The following is a 17117-nucleotide window of genomic DNA, read 5'->3' on the forward strand; positions in this document are numbered from 1 at the left end:
CCTTTCTCTGCAGTTCACGTCGTTTTTTTCCAATAAGAATACTTTCATTATAAGCAACTGCAACTTAGGCTGCAAAATATGCTCTCTCTCTAAACCACTCTCCCTCATAATTTTCTGTACAACTCACAACTGACGGCCAAAAAGCTCGTCTCGTAAACTTCTCCGCATATTCACTGTCCACCTTTCTTATACTGTGGTACGGGTTCTATACGTAAAAGAGGAGGGTGTGGGAGTGAATCAACTAAAGAAAGCGCCACGAGAAAAACCCCACTTAACAGTAATCACACGCGATGTGAAGACTGAGCTCGAAGATGTGGGGGCACAGCTATCCCGCCTCGAAAAACTTATTCACGCCTACAATTTACGCGATATCCTCATGTCGGTAACGAATACGCGCCGTTTGCTGTGGCGAAATTTCATCGCCGGTGTAGCGCGCGGTTTAGGGCTCACCGTCGGCACGACCGTCGTTTTAGCACTCTTTTTTTTAATTCTTAGGGAGTTCATTTCCCTCCCCGTAATAGGCGATTACATTCGCGGTTTCATGGAAATGATCCGCTCGTTCGGCGGCAACAGGTATGGATATTGAGTGGGTGAGAGTCCCTTTTGGGGTTTCAAACTCAAACTCTAAAACCGAGGCAGATTCACGGTTACAAGCAAATAGGCGATCCAAATAAGGCAACAACGATTCTAAAAAATGGTCAGACTTGCAAGAGGGGATAAAAACACCCCTCCCTCGTCTGACACGCCATTCATCTCACCGCTTGTAGAAGCGGGAGACTTCTTGCGCAAGTATGTTAATCGATCTAAGCCACCCCGCAGCGTTGCAGTTGCAGCTCTAGCTTCTTCAGCTTCTTCGGTTTCTTCAGCTTCTTAGTGTTATTACGATGCGGTCGATGTTTCGGTTAGGTGAGCCGTTAGCAATTCGTACGCGCGAGCGACCTGTTCTTCCGAAGGTGGCATCGTGTCGACCAATACGTTCTCTAGGCCGAGTTCCTTCCACTTGTACTCACCCATTTTGTGATAAGGAAGTACCTCGACCTTCTGCACGTTACTCAAGCTCCCGATGAACTCACCCAGCCGGGCAAGATCGGCCTCATCAGTCGTATAATCCGGCACGAGCACGTGTCTGATCCATACCGGGACTCCTAATTCGTCCAGCTGCCGCGCGAAAGCGAGTGTATGGCGATTCGTCTGCGCGGTTAGTTCGCGATGCTTCGCCTCGTCGATGTGCTTAATGTCGAGCAAGACGAGGTCGGTCACCTGCAAAATGTCAGCAATGTTTTTCGGCTGGGCAAACCCGTTCGTATCGAGCGCGGTGTGCACGCCGAGCTGCTTACAGCGACGGAAGAAGTCCAATACGAAATCGGGCTGTAAGAGCGGTTCGCCCCCGCTCAACGTCACACCGCCGCTCGACGCCTTCATGTACGGCAAATAACCTTCCATTTCTTTAATGAGTTCTCCTGCATCAACGACGTGGCCGCCACGTACGTTCCACGTGTCCGGGTTGTGGCAGTAATGACAGCGCAACGAACACCCTTGTAAAAAGATAACGAAACGAATGCCGGGGCCATCTACTGTCCCACACGATTCAACGGAATGAATTCTTGCCTTCACGTTGTACACCACCTTCGGAAAATATCTCGCGATCCCATGCTCGCTCTGCTTTATACTTGTCTAATTTATACTTGTCTAAAATGAGGGCTGGGGGCAAACGAACCCCCAGCCTGCCCTGACTCAGGAGAGTCACACGAAACGCGACGTGTTACATGCTTTCGTGGAAGGTGCGGTTGAGCACTTCTATTTGTTGTTCGCGCGTCAGTTTAATAAAGTTCACCGCATAACCGGACACGCGAATCGTCAATTGCGGATACTCTTCCGGATGTTCCATCGCGTCGAGCAGCGTTTCGCGGTTAAAGACGTTCACGTTTAGGTGGTGCGCCTTTTGTACAAAGTAACCGTCCAGCATAGCGACGAGATTATCGACGCGAGACTCGTCTTCTCGCCCAAGTGCATTCGGCACGATCGAGAACGTATTGGAAATACCGTCTTGGCAGTCGCAGTACGGGATTTTTGCCACCGAGTTCAGCGAAGCGAGCGCCCCTTTTTGGTCGCGGCCGTGCATCGGGTTTGCCCCCGGCGCGAATGGTTCGCCCGCTTTGCGCCCGTCGGGCGTACTACCGGTTTTCTTACCGTACACGACGTTCGACGTGATCGTCAATACGGATTGCGTCGGCCATGCGTTGCGATATGCCGGATGTTTGCGCAATTTATTCATGAACGTCTTCACGAGCCAGACAGCGATACTGTCGACCCGGTCGTCGTTATTCCCGTATTTCGGATAATCGCCTTCGATTTCAAAGTCAGTCGCGATCCCATCTTCGTCGCGAAGCACTTTTACCTTCGCATATTTAATCGCACTTAGCGAGTCCGCGACGACAGACAGGCCGGCGATGCCGCATGCCATCGTACGCAAAATTTCGCGGTCGTGCAGCGCCATTTCCAGTCGCTCATAGCAATACTTATCGTGCATGTAATGAATGACGTTCAACGTATTCATGTACAGCTTTGCGAGCCAGTCGAGCATCTTGTCATACTTTTCCATGACCTCGTCGTAATCGAGAACATCGGCAGTAATCGGCCGATACGCCGGTCCAACTTGCTTCTTCGACTTTTCGTCGACACCGCCGTTAATGGCGTAAATAAGTGCCTTCGCCAAGTTCGCGCGCGCTCCGAAAAACTGCATTTGTTTCCCGATGCGCATGACTGATACACAGCAAGCGATCCCGTAGTCGTCGCCGTAATCGACGCGCATGAGGTCGTCACTTTCATACTGAATCGAACTCGTCTTAATCGACATGTTCGCACAGTAACGTTTAAAGTTTTCCGGCAGGCGCGTCGACCAGAGGACCGTCAAGTTCGGTTCTGGCGCTGGGCCGAGGTTGTCGAGGGTGTGCAGGAAGCGGAACGAGTTCTTCGTAACGAGCGTCCGTCCGTCGAGAGACATGCCGCCGATCGACTCCGTCACCCACGTCGGGTCGCCAGTGAACAATTCGTCGTATTCCGGTGTACGTAAAAACTTCACCAACCGTAGTTTCATCACAAAGTGGTCAATGAGCTCTTGCGCTTCAGCTTCGGTCATGCGGCCTGCAGCTAAATCTCTTTCGATGTAAATGTCAAGGAAAGTCGACGTGCGTCCGAGACTCATCGCTGCCCCATTTTGCTCTTTAATCGCACCGAGGTAGGCGAAATAGAGCCATTGCACCGCTTCGCGCGCATTTGCCGCCGGCTTAGAAATATCGAACCCGTAAGAAGCGGCCATCTGCTTCAATTCGTTCAGTGCTTTAATTTGCTCTGCAATCTCTTCGCGGTCGCGAATGACATCTTCGCTTATGACGTCTGTTTCTAAAACTTTCAAATCGGCTTGTTTCTGCTCGATCAAAAAGTCGATACCGTATAGTGCGACGCGGCGGTAGTCGCCAATGATTCTGCCCCTACCGTAGCCGTCAGGTAGCCCGGTAATAATTCCCGCTGAACGCGCCTTTCTCATTTCCGGCGTATACGCGTCAAACACACCGTCGTTGTGCGTTTTTCGATATTCAGTAAAAATTTTCTCTACTTCCGGATCGAGCTCATAACCGTAAGCTTCGGCCGAATTTTTGACGATACGGATGCCGCCAAACGGCATGATTGCCCGTTTAAGTGGTGCATCTGTTTGTAAACCGACGATTTTTTCACGGTCTTTCTCAATATATCCGGGAGCGTGGGATGTAATCGTCGATACCGTCTTCGTATCGGCATCGAGCACTCCGCCGTTTTCGCGTTCCTGTTTCATCAGTTCCATAACTTTTTCCCATAGCTTGTTCGTGTTTTCCGTTGCCGGAGCGAGGAATTGTTCGTCACCCGTGTACGGTGTCACGTTCTGCTGGATAAAATCGCGAACGTCGATCGATTCTGTCCATTCCCCTAGTTTAAATCCTTCCCATGCGGTCTTAAGCGACCGTTCGGCCAATTTGTTGCCCATGTTCCATTCCTCCTCGCATAGTCATCGCGATGTGCACCGTGCAGCCCTATTCCCACTATAACCTTCTTTTCTATCTTCATATGTGATTTACTTCACAAAATGATTAACATGTCACAGCAACGTTTGATGTGTGAGCGAAAATATGGCTGACAAGTAAAAATGGTGTCTTAGGGACATTTATTATATCCACATATATTGTATCATCTAATGTATGTAAGCGACATGACAGTTATGTGAAGATGATCACATAGTCTACATTTGATACAAAAAAATAAACCTACCACGAGGCAGGTCGGACAAATCTGACTGTCCAAAAGAGGATTATTAGGTAGGAAATTAATCCGGGATTAACCGGATGAGGCTCGAGCGGGTTTCCACCGCCCACGTGAGGTTATACTTGTCTGTTCCCTTTTGGTGTATTTTTTAAACACTAATATTAAATAACTCGACTTTTTCCTGTAACTCCTCTCTGTTTGCGTATATTTGGAGTACCCTTCCCTCCCCACTTTATTAGCGTGATCGCTTTGAACACACCCGTTTTCATATATAATGATACTGGTATAATGATATTGGGGGTGTGTTCACATGATCCGTTCGCACTTGCTCGTTCACGGACACGTCCAAGGTGTCGGCTTCCGTTACTTCACGTTGCAACAAGCCCAGTCCCTGGAGATTACCGGTTGGGTTAAAAACAATGTCGACGGCACGGTTGAAATCGAAGCGCAAGGAGAGTCAGAACAGTTAAAGCGCTTTATTGAGCGTGTGAAAAAAGGCAGCCCTTTTTCCAAAGTGCAGCACGTCCAAGTCCGTACGACAGATCAGCTCAAAAACTACCGGTCCTTTCGCCTCAAATATTGACGGTTCCCTCCATTGCCACTAAAAACGTTTTGGCTTTCGTACGGGGCTAGCGTGCAGCGGATGACGTCGCCTTCGTGAGATTCACCTTAGGGTGTTCCATGGCACATTTATCACGATTGATCTGCGATTTGCTCATCATCTCTACATTACTTTGCCGTAGCCCCGAGCAATTGTGCACGCAGTCCTTTCGTGGAAATCCGAGCACATTAAGCCACTTCTTGTTTTTTCAAAATTTGTATCACTAACTTTTTGCGAAGACGAATTTCTTCTTAATCTCCCCCAATTACCCTCATTTAAAAACCTAGAATCGTCCACTAATAATTGATTTCTATAACTATTCTAGTGTGTTCCCACATTCAAAGTCAATGACAACTGAAACACTGATGTAGTTCCATAACCCCTTGTTTCTGATTTTACCACCCACCACAATAAGCGGCGACAGCGGTCTAATATCGTCACCATTTTGTAAAATCTTAAACCTACCCGGTAACCACAATTGCTGCTACACTAATCTTGTTAGTATGTAACAAATTAAATCATATTGTATCAAAACCTATCAGAGAGGAAGGGAGAGCTGATGAGAGCTTTTATTACCATGCCATCGAGCATCCCAATTACTGGAACACAAGGAGGAAACGACCATGAACTTTCCAGTCGTTGAATTTCCATGGCTTGGAAATGGTACCGTTATTGCAATCGTTGCCATCATCCATGTCATCATTAGTCACGGCGTGGCCATCGGCGCGACGACGCTGATGGTGTCGCTGGAGTATGTAGGAATAAAGAAAAATAACGACGGCCTCTTAGCAGTTGCACGAAAGTTTAGTAAGTGGATACTCATTTTGACGACAACAGTAGGAGCGGTGACGGGGGTGGGGATTTGGTTTACCACGACCGTCATTCAGCCCGACTCCATAGGGTCGTTACTACGTATTTTCTTTTGGGCTTGGTTTGTAGAATGGATTGTCTTCGTCACAGAAGTCGTCCTACTTATCATCTATTATTACACATGGGATAAGTGGCAAGGGGCGAAGCGGGTCATTCATAACCGCATCGGAATCGCACTGGCCATTTTCTCTTGGATTACAGCAGCAATTATTACGGGAATTTTATCGGCAAAATTAACTCCGGGGAAATGGACCGATACCCTTTCGTTCTGGAACGCTTTCTTTAACCCTACATACCTTCCTTCGTTAGCGTTTCGCACGTTTATCGCCATCGTCTTGGCAACGGCGCTCATTGGCTTGCCGCTTAAATTGTTTATGAAAAATAAACCGCTACAAAAAGACATCTTTAAAGTGTTTGGGCTTTGGAATGCAATCGCTTTACCGGGTATTTTACTTACTGGGGTGTGGTATTTGTCCCGCATTCCAAAAGAAGCGTACGATTTGATCGTCTGGTCGACCGGAATGAGCAAAAGTATGTTTAGTTGGGTCAATTTGCTCGGATTGGCGACATTCATCGTGTTTACTGTTTGGATGGCACGAAGGCCAAAGAAGGTTCCGCTTATTTTATCACTTGCCGTTTTCGGAGCTTCGATCGGTTTTATTGCCGAATTTGAGGCGGTACGCGAATCCGTGCGCAAGCCATTTATCATTTATGACTACATGTATGCCAACGGCGTGCTTGCGAAAGATGTCGAACGTTATCAAAAAGAAGGATATCTAGCGAATTCTACGTTTGCACCAGTCAAGGAAGTGACCGCAGATAACAGGTACGAAGCCGGTGAAGCGCTGTATGTAGGCCAATGTATCGCCTGTCATACGGTGGACGGCTGGCGGGAAAGAAGAGCCTTTTCCAACCGACTCGCGGGCTGGTCTGAAGAAGTAATCGACAACTATATTGGTTCACTTCATGAAGCTAGACCGTTCATGCCGCCGTTCGCCGGAACGGAAGAGGAGCGCGCCGCTTTGGCTCACTTTTTGCAAACGGTCTCTAATGGCGACCAACAGAAAAAAGACAAATCAACTGATGCTAACAAATCAACTGAAGCTAAAGGGGGCGAATGACGATGTTTCTGGAAAGTTCCCTCATCCCTAACGATATTGAATTAGCCATCCCCGGAAATGTCGGTTTTTTTGAAGTGCTTATTGTGGTCAGTTTTTTACTGCATATTTTGTTTGTCAATATTACGATCGGTTCGTCAGCTATGGCCGTGTTTCAAGAAATCAAGGGGATGATTACGAAAAAGCAAGAACACGATGCACTCGCCGCCCAATTGGCCCATCACACCTCTGTGTTAAAAAGTATTGCTGTCGTGCTCGGTGTGGCGCCATTACTTCTGATCAGTGTCATATACACCCAGTTTTTCTACCCTTCAACTATTTTAGTTGGTAAGGCGTGGTTATCTCTCATTATTTTGTTAATCTCCGCCTTTCTCATCTTGTATGCCTATAAATTTTCGTGGCGAAAAATGCAGGCGGGCGGGAAAAAAATGGCTCACGTATTGATTGGTGGAGTTGGCAGTTTACTCCTCTTGTTCGTCCCGCTCATTTTTATTGTCAATGTCGTGTCTATGCTCTATCCAGACATGTGGGAAGGCTCCAAAGGATTTTTCCACGGGCTGGTGTATTATCCGCAAATATGGCAACGCTATGTTCACTTTATTTTAGCCAGTTTTGCCGTCGCTGGAATCTATCTGTATTTTTGGAATAACCGCTCGCAAAAAAAAGCTGATGCAACGAATGGCGACGATATAGTGAAGGCCTTGGTCCACCGTCAAGGAAAAAAACTCGGCTTGCAAGTAATGATCTGGACGACCGCCATGCAACTCGTCGCAGGGACGTGGCTCTTCATGAGCTTTGACCGCGAGATTCGGCTCCTGTATATGGGAGACGATCCTCTGCTTACCGGTTTGTTCATAGGTTCGATCTTAGTGACACTGTTACTCATCTTTTTCTTAGCATTACTGATGAAGAATGATAAGAAGCCATATTTGGCCTTGTCACTCGCCGCGTTTATTTTAGTACTCGGCCTGATGGGTTGGATGCGACATGAATTGCGTGAAGCTTATTTAGACCCATATCAGAAAGAGACACCCCGCACCACCTCAGTGGTAACGAGCGAATCTTTACTTAACTAACATGAATGAATCACACCGCTGACGGCTTGACATAGAGCTTCTACGGGCATGATTTCTAGCGCTTGCGCTGGGGCGATGCACCACATGTCGCCCCAGCCGATCGCGCCCCAGCCGATCATGCCCGCCCCTCCATGTCAAGCCTACGCGATGTGAGTGACTTTGGTGGCAGGCTCTTTTGTCCTACGCCACTCAAAGTACTCGATCATATCAGGATACCTTCCACCACTCTCCAAGCGTGCCGTTCACCCGCCAACCTAAGTCAAACGCAGCGAAGAATTAGTAGCACGGAATTAATGGAACGCACCTCGCCAAAGAAACTACTGCCGCCGGACGTCCACTAAAAATGTTTTGATTTCGTACGGAGTTAACGTGCAGTGAATGACGTCGCCTTCGTGCCGTTCGCCTTGCGGCTGTTCCATTAAATCGCACGCCTGCCACGAGCGAATACGTAAGTCACTCGTTATCTCCACTTTACCGCGGCTCCCGGAAAAATCGTGCACGCGCAACACAATTTGTTCGCGATCCTCTGCTTTTTTTACTGCGTCGACCATGACGTACGGCGAAGATACGCGGAACAAAGACAGCTCAGGCGCAGTCGAATGTCCAGTCACAACCGTTAAAGGGTTATTTAAGCACCACGCTTCGTACACCGTGTTTCCTTCCAGCCAATCGCCTTTGTGCGGCAGTAGCGCATACGTGAATACGTGTTCTCCTTGATCCGCCTCTGTATCCGGATGAATCGCCGACTTCAACAGCGAGAGGCGCAACACGTTGTCTTTAATGTCATACCCGTACTTACAGTCGTTGAGCAAGCTGACACCGTATCCGCGTTCGGACAAATCCGCCCACTGGTGCCCTACCGACTCAAAGCGGGCGTAATCCCAGCTCGTATTCCAGTGAGTCGGACGTTTCACGTTGCCGAATTGAATGTCGTACGTCGCCTCCGTCGCGCGGATGTCGACGGGAAAAGCGACTTTGAGTAAACGTTGCCGCTCCTGCCAATCAATGTTGGTGGCAAAGTCGATGCGGCGGCTGTCAGCGTACAATATCATGTCCTGCGCGATGGAGGAGTCGCCATACACCCACTCGAAGCGAACGACCGCCCGCAATTGGCCGTTTTCCACGACGCGGCGCGCACGGAGGTCGACGACTTCGTTCATTTTTTGCTGATAAAAAATATCGATATCCCACGCGTCGAAGGCGAGCGGTTTGTCTTCAAACACTTGCAACACGTTACCGCGCGCTCCCACAGGCAAGACGTCTCGCGCACTCTCGCGGTCATAAAGTTTCACGAGTTGCCCCTGATCGTTCCACTCGATGGCATAGTACGGCGTATCGATCCCGTTCTCCCAGACAACGAACGGCGTCGTTGTCCCTTCTACCGCTCGCTTACCGCCGACTTCCTCTGCACACTTGCCGTCAGCTTCTGCTACTCGCTTGCCATCGGCTTCTGCTTCCCCGCGGCCACCAGCTTCTATCGCTACTACTGGTTTGCCTCTGCCAGCGGCGCTCGACTCGCTATCCCGTCGCGCGATTGACTCGCCCGACGTGCTATCAGCTACCGCGACACTTACAGCCGATTTAAACGTCAGCGTCGAATACCCCATCGGCGGCAATTCACCCGTGCGCACGAGCCAGTAGTCGTCACAGTAGTCGGCTACAAGCGGTTTGCCGGCGGCGTCAAACCAGCTGCCGGCGCGATCCATCTCCGCGGAAGCCGGAATTTTTACAATATGTTGTCGCGGCCACGGCGCGGAGTTAAATACCGTTACTCGAGAAGTTTCCGGTTCAGTCTCCCCTTCGGCCATCAGTAACTGTGCCGCTTCTTGCCACGCGGTGCGGCCGAGGCGTTCTGCTTCCGCATACTCCACAACACTGTCTTCGTACACTTCGCGAATCGACGAGCCGGGGATAATGTCGTGAAACTGGTTGCGGAGAATGATTTTCCAGCCGTCGTTCAGCTCGCCTTGCCGGTACGATGTCCAGTCCGAACGGAGCACGCTCGCTAGTACGCCCAGCCATTCGCTCTCGCGGTAAAGCAGTTCTAGCTTCCGGTTCATCCGCTTGTTGTACGCTTGGCTCGTATACGTACCGCGGTGGTATTCCAGGTAAAGCTCACCGTCCCACGTATGGACATAGCTCGACGTGTTCGCCACCCGCTCGTGCAAACGAGCGAAAAATTCCCCCGCCGTCCCGGTCTTCGTGTGCGGTAAGCCCGGCAACTCGTCCATGCGCCGCCGCATTTCCAACATGTCGCGGTTGACGCCCCCGCCGCCGTCACCGTAACCGTAGGAAAGTAAAAGCTCTTGGTTCACTTCTTTGTCGCGATACGCCTCCCAAATGCCTTGCACCGTTTTCGGCGTCACTTTTCCGTTGTAAGTATAAAACCACGATCCTGGCTCTGACCACGGTTCAGGCGTCGTAATGAAGTGAGTGAGTACTTCAGACCCGTCAATGCCGCGCCACTTAAACGTGTCGTGTGGCATGCGGTTGTATTGGTTCCAACTAATTTTCGTCGTCATGAATGTGTCGATACCCGATTTACGCAAAATTTGCGGTAGCGCCCAGCTGTAGCCGAACACGTCGGGCAGCCATAAATAGCGGCACTCCGAACCAAACTCTTCGCGGAAAAAACGCGTGCCAAACAGCAATTGCCGGACGAGTGATTCGCCGGACGGCAAGTTGCAGTCCGCTTCCACCCACATACCACCTGCCGCTTCCCAGCGCCCTTCCCGCACCCGCTCTTTAATTTCCGCGTACAGTTCCGGGTAATCTGTTTTTAAGTAGTCGTACAACTGTGGTTGCGTTTGTAAAAAGACGTACTCGGGATAGCGTTCCATCAACCGCATGACCGTCGAAAACGACCGCGCCGACTTTTCCCGCGTATGCTTGAGTCGCCACAGCCAAGCGACATCGATGTGCGTATGGCCGATGCAGTGCACCGTAACCGGATGATGTTTTTCGATTTTCCTTAATTCGCTCCTAAGCACATGCCGTGCCTCTTGGACACTCTCATAAAATGTTTCTGAGCCCGGCCGCGACCAGTCGAGGCAATGGAACGCCTTGTTTAATGCACTGAGCATCAAGGCGCGCTCGGCCATTTGCTCCGGCAACTCTTTTACCGCTTCAGAGACGGCGCGCGCCGTGTAAAATAAATCATCGGCGACCGGATCTAACCACGCGAGCGCAGCGCGTTTAATTTCGTGGGTTTGTTCTTTCCGTTCACCACCGCCTTCGAGCCCCGACCACAAGCGGAAGGCGAGTGCGACCGATTCGCCAGTTGCGCTTGTAGGAAAAAACACTTCTTGGTGGTTCGAGTCGACCCCTTGATACGGTTTACCGTTCAAAAACAGCAGCGATTCAAACCCTGAATTATTGCCCGCACCCGTTAACCCAAAATCGAACAACCCGACGACCTGTTTCCCCGACCAAGCAGCGGGAAGATGGACGTCAGCAGTCAACCAAACGTATTTGTCGCGTCCTTTCCACTGCTCGCCGACAGCCATTGTCCCCCACTCCGCTGTTTGGGGCGGGTAACTGTCAATCGCCTGTGTCCCGTCTTCCGTACAGCGAAACGCCGGGATCTCGATCATTTCTCGGTAACGGTACGGTGACAACTCGTTAATGCGCGCCGCCAGTTTATTTTCCGTTAAAAACATGTTCGCCCTCCTAACGAATATATGCGCTCCTCGTCACTATGACTTCTCCCAAGTGGATCTCAATCGACAACCCGTCATTCTTTCTGTGTCTCTCTCGTTTACGAGTACCTTGTCAACTTTATCAGCCCCGCCGACTCACACTTAATGTCACAATTTCATGGCCACCCACAACCGTCCGTACCGTGTGTTCCGCTTGTTCTGCGTGTTCCGCCAAGGAGAGCTCTTCCAGCCGCTGTTCGAGAATGTTACTTTTGTACCACTTATGCACGGCAAACGGCACGCAGACGTCGAGCTGCTGCTTTGCCTGTCCCATGTTAAACCAGCGCAAAATGACGTCCCCCGTCTCTTCCGCCACTTTTAGAGTCGAGTGGGCTACTGTCGTCACCCCTTCGTTAGTCGTATCCCCTTCGTTAATCGTATCCGCTTCGTTAGTCGTCACTCCTCCGCTCGCACCGTCCCACGCCACAAACGCGTGAACGGATGGCAACGAGCCGCCCTGTAATTTGAGCTGCTCACTGCTCCACGGTATCTGGAATTGGTAGGCGTCCACATACGCGCCAGAAGTTAGCCCGTCACCTTGGTGGGGGATCATTTGCACTTCCACCGTATGTTCACCTAAGCATTGCGCCTCTGGCGTCGGGAATACGCCCCAGTCGCCCATCTCTCCGACACTGCGCAGTAGCGTTACCGCTATCGTGTTTCGCCCATCGCGCAATATTTCATATTCATTCAAGCCTTTATTCGCAATTGTTAAGCCGGCTGCTCCGTCATTGATACTGACGAATGCTTGCTGGTGCTGGCAGTTGCTCGGGTTTTTCCATCCTGGCGCCGGCGTGTTGTCACGGCGTGCCACTTCGAAAATCGAATCAGCCTCGTGTTGGTCCGCCACTAAATCGGTCGGGAAAAGCATGCGCAGGCGATGGTCTTTCGCCTTGTTGTCAAAAGAAGCCTGCACGGTGACACCGCGCCCGCTTTTCTCCAAACTGACGCGTGTAACTATCGTTAGCGGCACCGTCTCCTCGGCTCGCTGTGCTTTCCGCTCAGTAAACCAGACGTATGCTTCTTGCTCCCGCCGCAACTCCTCATTAGCACTCACCGGAATGTCTAGCTGATGGCGGATTTCCACTGTGGCGCGGTATGGCTTGTCTTCGACGACGCATATGTCCGCTGGCAGGCCTTTCGTCGTTAGCGCTACGTCGCCGTCTGGCTGTTTAAACATATACTCGTTGCCGATGTCGCCAACATCTTCGTACACACACAAGTCGCGAAATGTATGACCACCCGCTTTTTCCGTCACCGCAAGCGAGCCATCTGCGGCAATGTCGACGCGTACGTACGCATTTTCCAGCCTGCGCTCATTCTTGAGTAGCGTTTGTGCTTGTGCCGCGGTGAGTTCGTCTTCCTGCTGCTGTAACACAACCGTCGCTGCCCCGTTCACGACTGCCGAATCCGTGTCGCTCGTAGACTTCCGTCCTCGTACCCACGTGTACACAGCATAGCCGAATGCCGGGATCTCTGTCGCACCGAAAGTGAGTCGGACGCGGCGCGCCATGTACGGCTGGCGAAACTTGTCGTCCGGTAAATCGTAACCGAACTGCACGCCTAAATCGTCGACAGTGCACGCGACAGTACGCCCTTGCACATCGATCAGCTGCCACTCCGCTAAACTGAGCGCTTGCAGCCGCCGCTGCATCTCATCCGTGGCATATCCTTCGCTAAAGTAAATGCGCTTCACGTCGAGTTGCACTGTCACCGTCCCGCTCTTTTGCCACGCACTCGTATTGAACACGGCGAATGGTAAGACGTCTTCGCCCCTCGTAGCGAAGCTACGCGTGTCGATCTTGCCGCCGATCTTTCGCAAACTGTCGGCAACGATCGCTTCGCCGACGTGCCTACTTTTATCGAAACGCGTCACCATTTCCCGGTGCACTTCGTCGACGCTACAGCCACAAATACTGTCGTGCGGATGATTTTGCATGAGCGTCTTCCACGCATACGCGAATAAGTGGTGCGGATACGTTTCCCCGGTAACGTAAGCGCACGCGGCGAGCGGTTCCGCCACTTTTTCTAAGAGCGTCTGTCCGCGTTGGTTCAGCTGTTTCAAATAAATGCGCGACGATGCCGTGTTCACTAACGTCGACCAGCCGTCTGTGCGCTGGCTCCGCAATTCTCCTTGGACGACCTTTAAATCTTGCGGCAGCTCTCGCTTCACTTCCCGGACGTAGTCGGCGAAATTGGAGTGGATAAAAGTGACGTCTGGGGCGACCTTTTGCGCCACGCGGATCGCCGTCGACAAATCCGTCTGCACCGGTTGATGGTCACAGCCGTTCATAAATAACAGCTGGTTCGTCGCCGCATACTTGCGTGCGTCAGCTAATTTTTGCGTCCAAAAAGCGTGCGCCTCCTCCTCGTCAACCGGTACTTCGTTGCCGTTAGAATACCAGTTGGCAAACAAAATTCCTAACACCGACGAGCCATCCGGCGACTGCCACACCATCTCGGAAAAAGGTGACTCGTAACTGTCGCTGTCAGTGACAGTGTTGTTAAAGCCAGTCGGCTTCACCCCGCGACCAAAGACGGCAGTGTCGATACCAGCCTGCTGTAGCAGTTGCGCTGCCTGTCCCATGTTCCCGAACGAATCGGGAAAGTAACCGAGTTTAGAAATAGCGCCGTACGACTTCGCGTCGCGGTGCCCGTAGAGCAAGTTGCGTACGTTCGCCTCACTACTCGTGAGAAACTCGTCTTGCAACACGTACCACGGCCCGATATGAATCCTGCCCGCGCGGATGAACGCAGCGAGTGTTTCTCGCATTTCTGGACGAACTTGTAAGTAGTCTTCCAACATAATCGTCTGGCCGTCGAGGTGAAAGCTCCTATATTCCGGATCTGCCGCGAGTGTCTCTAGTAAACGATCCATGAGTGCCACGAGGCGTACGTGATGTTTTTCATACGGCAAATACCACTCGCGATCCCAATGCGTGTGTGAAATAATGTGTGCAATCGTCTGTTGTGACATGGAATAATAACCTCATTTCTGTTGGAATAGATCGAGTGGAAGAAGGATTAAGAGGTGCCTTCGAGAGTTGCGACCGTCTCAATGTGAGCCGTCTGCGGGAACATGTCGACTGGTTGCACCTCTTGCACGGTATACCCGCGGTCAGCGAGAAAGCGCAAATCGCGTGCGAGCGTACTCGGCTGGCACGACACATAAATGACGCGCGCTGGCCCCATGTCCGCTATTGCCGTCAGTAACCGCTCGTCACACCCTTTGCGCGGGGGGTCGACGACGACAACTTCCGGTCGTACGCCTTGTGCGTACCACCGCGGCATCAGTTCTTCTGCCTTCCCGACGGCGAACTGTACGTTCGCAATGCCGTTTAAGCGCGCGTTGCGCTTCGCATCGGCAATCGCCGCGTCGACGATATCCATCGCCAGCACTTGCCGCGCGTGTTGCGCTAAAAATAAGCTGATCGTGCCGATGCCGCAGTAGGCGTCGACAACGGTTTCCTTGCCCGTCAAGGCAGCGGCGCGCAACACTTCGCGGTACAACACTTCTGTTTGCTGTGAATTAACTTGGAAAAAAGAGTGCGGCGAAATTGAAAAGCGTATCCCGCCGATCGTGTCAGTAATCGTCTCGCGCCCCCACAACGTGCGGTTTTCCGTCCCTAACACGACACTCGTCCGCTTGCTGTTCACATTTTGCACGAGTGAGACGAGCTGGGGGAACTGTTCCCGCAAGGCGTGTATGAATAGTTTTTTCCGTGGTAACTGGGATCCCTTCGTCACGAGGACGATCATTAGCTCCCCCGTATGAACGCCAACTTTCGTGACGACGTGGCGCAACACGCCGCGGTGCTGCCGCTTATCGTAACCAGAAATCCCTAAATCGCGCGCGATGCGCTTGACCGTTTGCACGACTTCGTCACTCGTCTCGTGTTGCAGCAAACAGGCGTCCATGTCAACCATGCGGTGTGTCCCGCGAGCGTAAAAACCAGCTACGAGGCCGCCGTCCTGCTCGCCGAACGGAATTTGCGCCCTGTTGCGATAGCGCCACGGCTCGCGCATCCCGATCGTCGGGCGCACATCGATACCGTTAAATTTGCCGATCCGCTCGAGGCTGTCGTGGACGCGCGCCGTTTTGAGCTGAAGTTGCGCCTTGTACGAGAGGTGTTGCAGTTGACACCCACCGCACGCCTCGTAAACAGGGCACGGCGGGCGCACCCGCGCCGCGCTCGCAGTGACAACTTCTACTAACTCTGCCCGTGCGAATGCGCGTTTCACTTCTATCACCCGAGCGACAACCGTCTCACCTTCGATTCCCCCGGAAACGAAGACGGTAAACCCGTCCGTTTTACCGACGGCGTCGCCGCTTGACCCGTGGTCTGTTAGCTCGATTTCGATCGTTTGGCCTACTCGTAAAGGCTGTTTTCGCTCGGTCATGAATAACTTCCTTTGGCACAATTAATTGAAAGTGATGGGACAGCACTTCGAATTCACACGGCAATTCGGAGCCTTGTTCACCGTCCAAGTTGATTAACACTTCATCTGGAGAAGTAATGCGTAATCGATTTGTTTTAAAATATCGCACCTGCGGATGATTGACGTGTTCCCCGCGCAACGTCATCCCCGCAATGCGTATAAATTCCGGTAAATTCACCTTTTTGACGACGATGACGTCGAATAGACCGTCACTCAAATCTGCCTCTGGCGCTAGTTTTTCAAAGCCGCCGACGGAACTGCTATTAGCGATAAGAAACAGCATAATCGTCTCTTCTATCGTCTCGTCATTCGTCTCGATCGTCACGCGAATCGGGTGAATGGTAGGGATCTTTTCTAATCCTTTCGCGTAATAGGCGAGCTGGCCGATCACCGCCTTTAATTTACTCGGGACGTCGTATGTGACATCGGTCAGCCAACCGCCCCCAGCGATGTTAATAAAATACCTTTCGTTCATCCGACCAATATCGATCGGTAGCGTATACCCGTCCCCGATCACGCGACACGCTTCCCTCATATTGCGCGGAATGCCGATTGCCCGCGCGAAATCGTTCGTCGTCCCAGCTGGAATAATGCCGAGTTGCGGGCGTGTCGACATGCCGGCTAAGCCGTTGATCACTTCGTGAATCGTTCCGTCGCCCCCCGCCGCGATGACGACGTCGTACGCGCTGGCCGCCCGCGCCGCCGCGATCGCGTCACCTTCCCGTTTTGTCGCGTGACAGGACGTTTCCAACCCGCGACTTTCCAATCGATCGAGAATGCGATCGCGTCACCTTCCCGTTTTGTCGCGTGACAGGACGTTTCCAACCCGCGACTTTCCAATCGATCGAGAATGTCTGCTAGGTTGCGCCGCACATCTTCTTTCCCTGCTGTCGGATTATAAATTAGCCGTGCTCGTTTCATATAGTAATCACCTGTCGTCGTTATTATATCCGTACCTTCCGGATATGGACGCCCTAAGCAAGGACTTCTATCCCCTAATAATAACAATGTTATTAGT

12 protein-coding genes are annotated in these 17117 nt (G+C 51.6%); 4 read left to right on the top strand and 8 right to left on the bottom strand.

From position 1 onward, the window contains the following. Positions 1-232: 232 nt before the first annotated feature. Positions 233-586, top strand: coding sequence for a DUF5665 domain-containing protein (locus BN1247_RS12105; protein WP_054950622.1), 354 nt, complete (start codon positions 233-235; stop codon positions 584-586). Between the two features lie 293 nt (positions 587-879). Here BN1247_RS12105 and pflA read toward each other — a convergent pair whose 3' ends face one another. Further along, a complete protein-coding gene (gene pflA / locus BN1247_RS12110; RefSeq protein WP_054950623.1) occupies positions 880-1614 on the bottom strand; it encodes a pyruvate formate-lyase-activating protein in 735 nt (244 codons plus the stop codon). Between the two features lie 148 nt (positions 1615-1762). Then, on the bottom strand, positions 1763-4021 hold the full coding sequence (pflB, locus tag BN1247_RS12115) for a formate C-acetyltransferase (protein WP_054950624.1): 2259 nt from the start codon (positions 4019-4021) through the stop codon (positions 1763-1765). Between the two features lie 585 nt (positions 4022-4606). Between pflB and BN1247_RS12120 the strand changes: the two genes are divergently transcribed. The 3 genes from BN1247_RS12120 (at position 4607) to BN1247_RS12130 (ending at position 7961) form a co-directional block, all read left to right on the top strand. Beyond that, positions 4607-4879, top strand: coding sequence for an acylphosphatase (locus BN1247_RS12120; RefSeq protein WP_054950625.1), 273 nt, complete (start codon positions 4607-4609; stop codon positions 4877-4879). Positions 4880-5520: 641 nt separating this feature from the next. After that, positions 5521-6888: a c-type cytochrome gene (locus BN1247_RS12125; RefSeq protein ID WP_054950626.1), complete on the top strand. Its 1368-nt coding sequence runs from the start codon at positions 5521-5523 to the stop codon at positions 6886-6888. A 2-nt stretch (positions 6889-6890) separates the two neighbouring features. After that, the gene (locus tag BN1247_RS12130; protein ID WP_054950627.1) at positions 6891-7961 is read left to right on the top strand and encodes a hypothetical protein; all 1071 of its coding nucleotides are present in this window, start codon (positions 6891-6893) and stop codon (positions 7959-7961) included. Here the strand turns inward: BN1247_RS12130 and BN1247_RS18430 are convergent. The 6 genes from BN1247_RS18430 to BN1247_RS18515 all read right to left on the bottom strand — a co-directional run bounded on the left by BN1247_RS18430 (position 7958) and on the right by BN1247_RS18515 (position 17020). Next, a complete protein-coding gene (locus BN1247_RS18430) occupies positions 7958-8080 on the bottom strand; it encodes a hypothetical protein (protein WP_261796042.1) in 123 nt (40 codons plus the stop codon). The two genes, BN1247_RS12130 and BN1247_RS18430, sit on opposite strands and share 4 nt — an antisense overlap. A 198-nt stretch (positions 8081-8278) precedes the next feature. Beyond that, positions 8279-11620, bottom strand: a complete 3342-nt coding sequence (locus BN1247_RS12135) for an alpha-mannosidase (protein ID WP_054950628.1) — start codon at positions 11618-11620, stop codon at positions 8279-8281. Between the two features lie 121 nt (positions 11621-11741). Then, positions 11742-14636 carry an alpha-mannosidase gene (locus tag BN1247_RS12140; RefSeq protein WP_054950629.1) on the bottom strand — a complete coding sequence of 965 codons (2895 nt, stop codon included), beginning with the start codon at positions 14634-14636 and terminating at the stop codon, positions 11742-11744. Between the two features lie 47 nt (positions 14637-14683). After that, complete coding sequence (rlmD, locus tag BN1247_RS12145) at positions 14684-16060, bottom strand: 23S rRNA (uracil(1939)-C(5))-methyltransferase RlmD (RefSeq protein WP_054950630.1); 1377 nt, start codon at positions 16058-16060, stop codon at positions 14684-14686. Further along, positions 15972-16850 (bottom strand): diacylglycerol kinase, encoded by an 879-nt coding sequence (locus BN1247_RS12150; RefSeq protein ID WP_315969615.1) that lies wholly within the window; start codon positions 16848-16850, stop codon positions 15972-15974. The genes rlmD and BN1247_RS12150 overlap by 89 nt, the downstream gene beginning before the upstream one ends. Continuing rightward, a complete protein-coding gene (locus BN1247_RS18515) occupies positions 16733-17020 on the bottom strand; it encodes a diacylglycerol kinase family protein (protein ID WP_315969617.1) in 288 nt (95 codons plus the stop codon). Before BN1247_RS18515 ends, BN1247_RS12150 begins: the two co-directional genes overlap by 118 nt. Positions 17021-17117 lie beyond the last annotated feature (97 nt).

It is taken from the genome of Numidum massiliense (assembly GCF_001375555.1).
Lineage (GTDB): Bacteria > Bacillota > Bacilli > Thermoactinomycetales > Novibacillaceae > Numidum > Numidum massiliense.

Coding starts and splice junctions, on each gene's coding strand:
- BN1247_RS18430 (WP_261796042.1), bottom strand. CDS start 8,080: ATGATCGGCTGGGGCGCGATCGGCTGGGGCGACATGTGGTGCATCGCC.
- BN1247_RS12120 (WP_054950625.1), top strand. CDS start 4,607: ATGATCCGTTCGCACTTGCTCGTTCACGGACACGTCCAAGGTGTCGGC.
- BN1247_RS12140 (WP_054950629.1), bottom strand. CDS start 14,636: ATGTCACAACAGACGATTGCACACATTATTTCACACACGCATTGGGAT.
- BN1247_RS12135 (WP_054950628.1), bottom strand. CDS start 11,620: ATGTTTTTAACGGAAAATAAACTGGCGGCGCGCATTAACGAGTTGTCA.
- BN1247_RS18515 (WP_315969617.1), bottom strand. CDS start 17,020: ATGAAACGAGCACGGCTAATTTATAATCCGACAGCAGGGAAAGAAGAT.
- BN1247_RS12130 (WP_054950627.1), top strand. CDS start 6,891: ATGTTTCTGGAAAGTTCCCTCATCCCTAACGATATTGAATTAGCCATC.
- rlmD (WP_054950630.1), bottom strand. CDS start 16,060: ATGACCGAGCGAAAACAGCCTTTACGAGTAGGCCAAACGATCGAAATC.
- pflB (WP_054950624.1), bottom strand. CDS start 4,021: ATGGGCAACAAATTGGCCGAACGGTCGCTTAAGACCGCATGGGAAGGA.
- BN1247_RS12125 (WP_054950626.1), top strand. CDS start 5,521: ATGAACTTTCCAGTCGTTGAATTTCCATGGCTTGGAAATGGTACCGTT.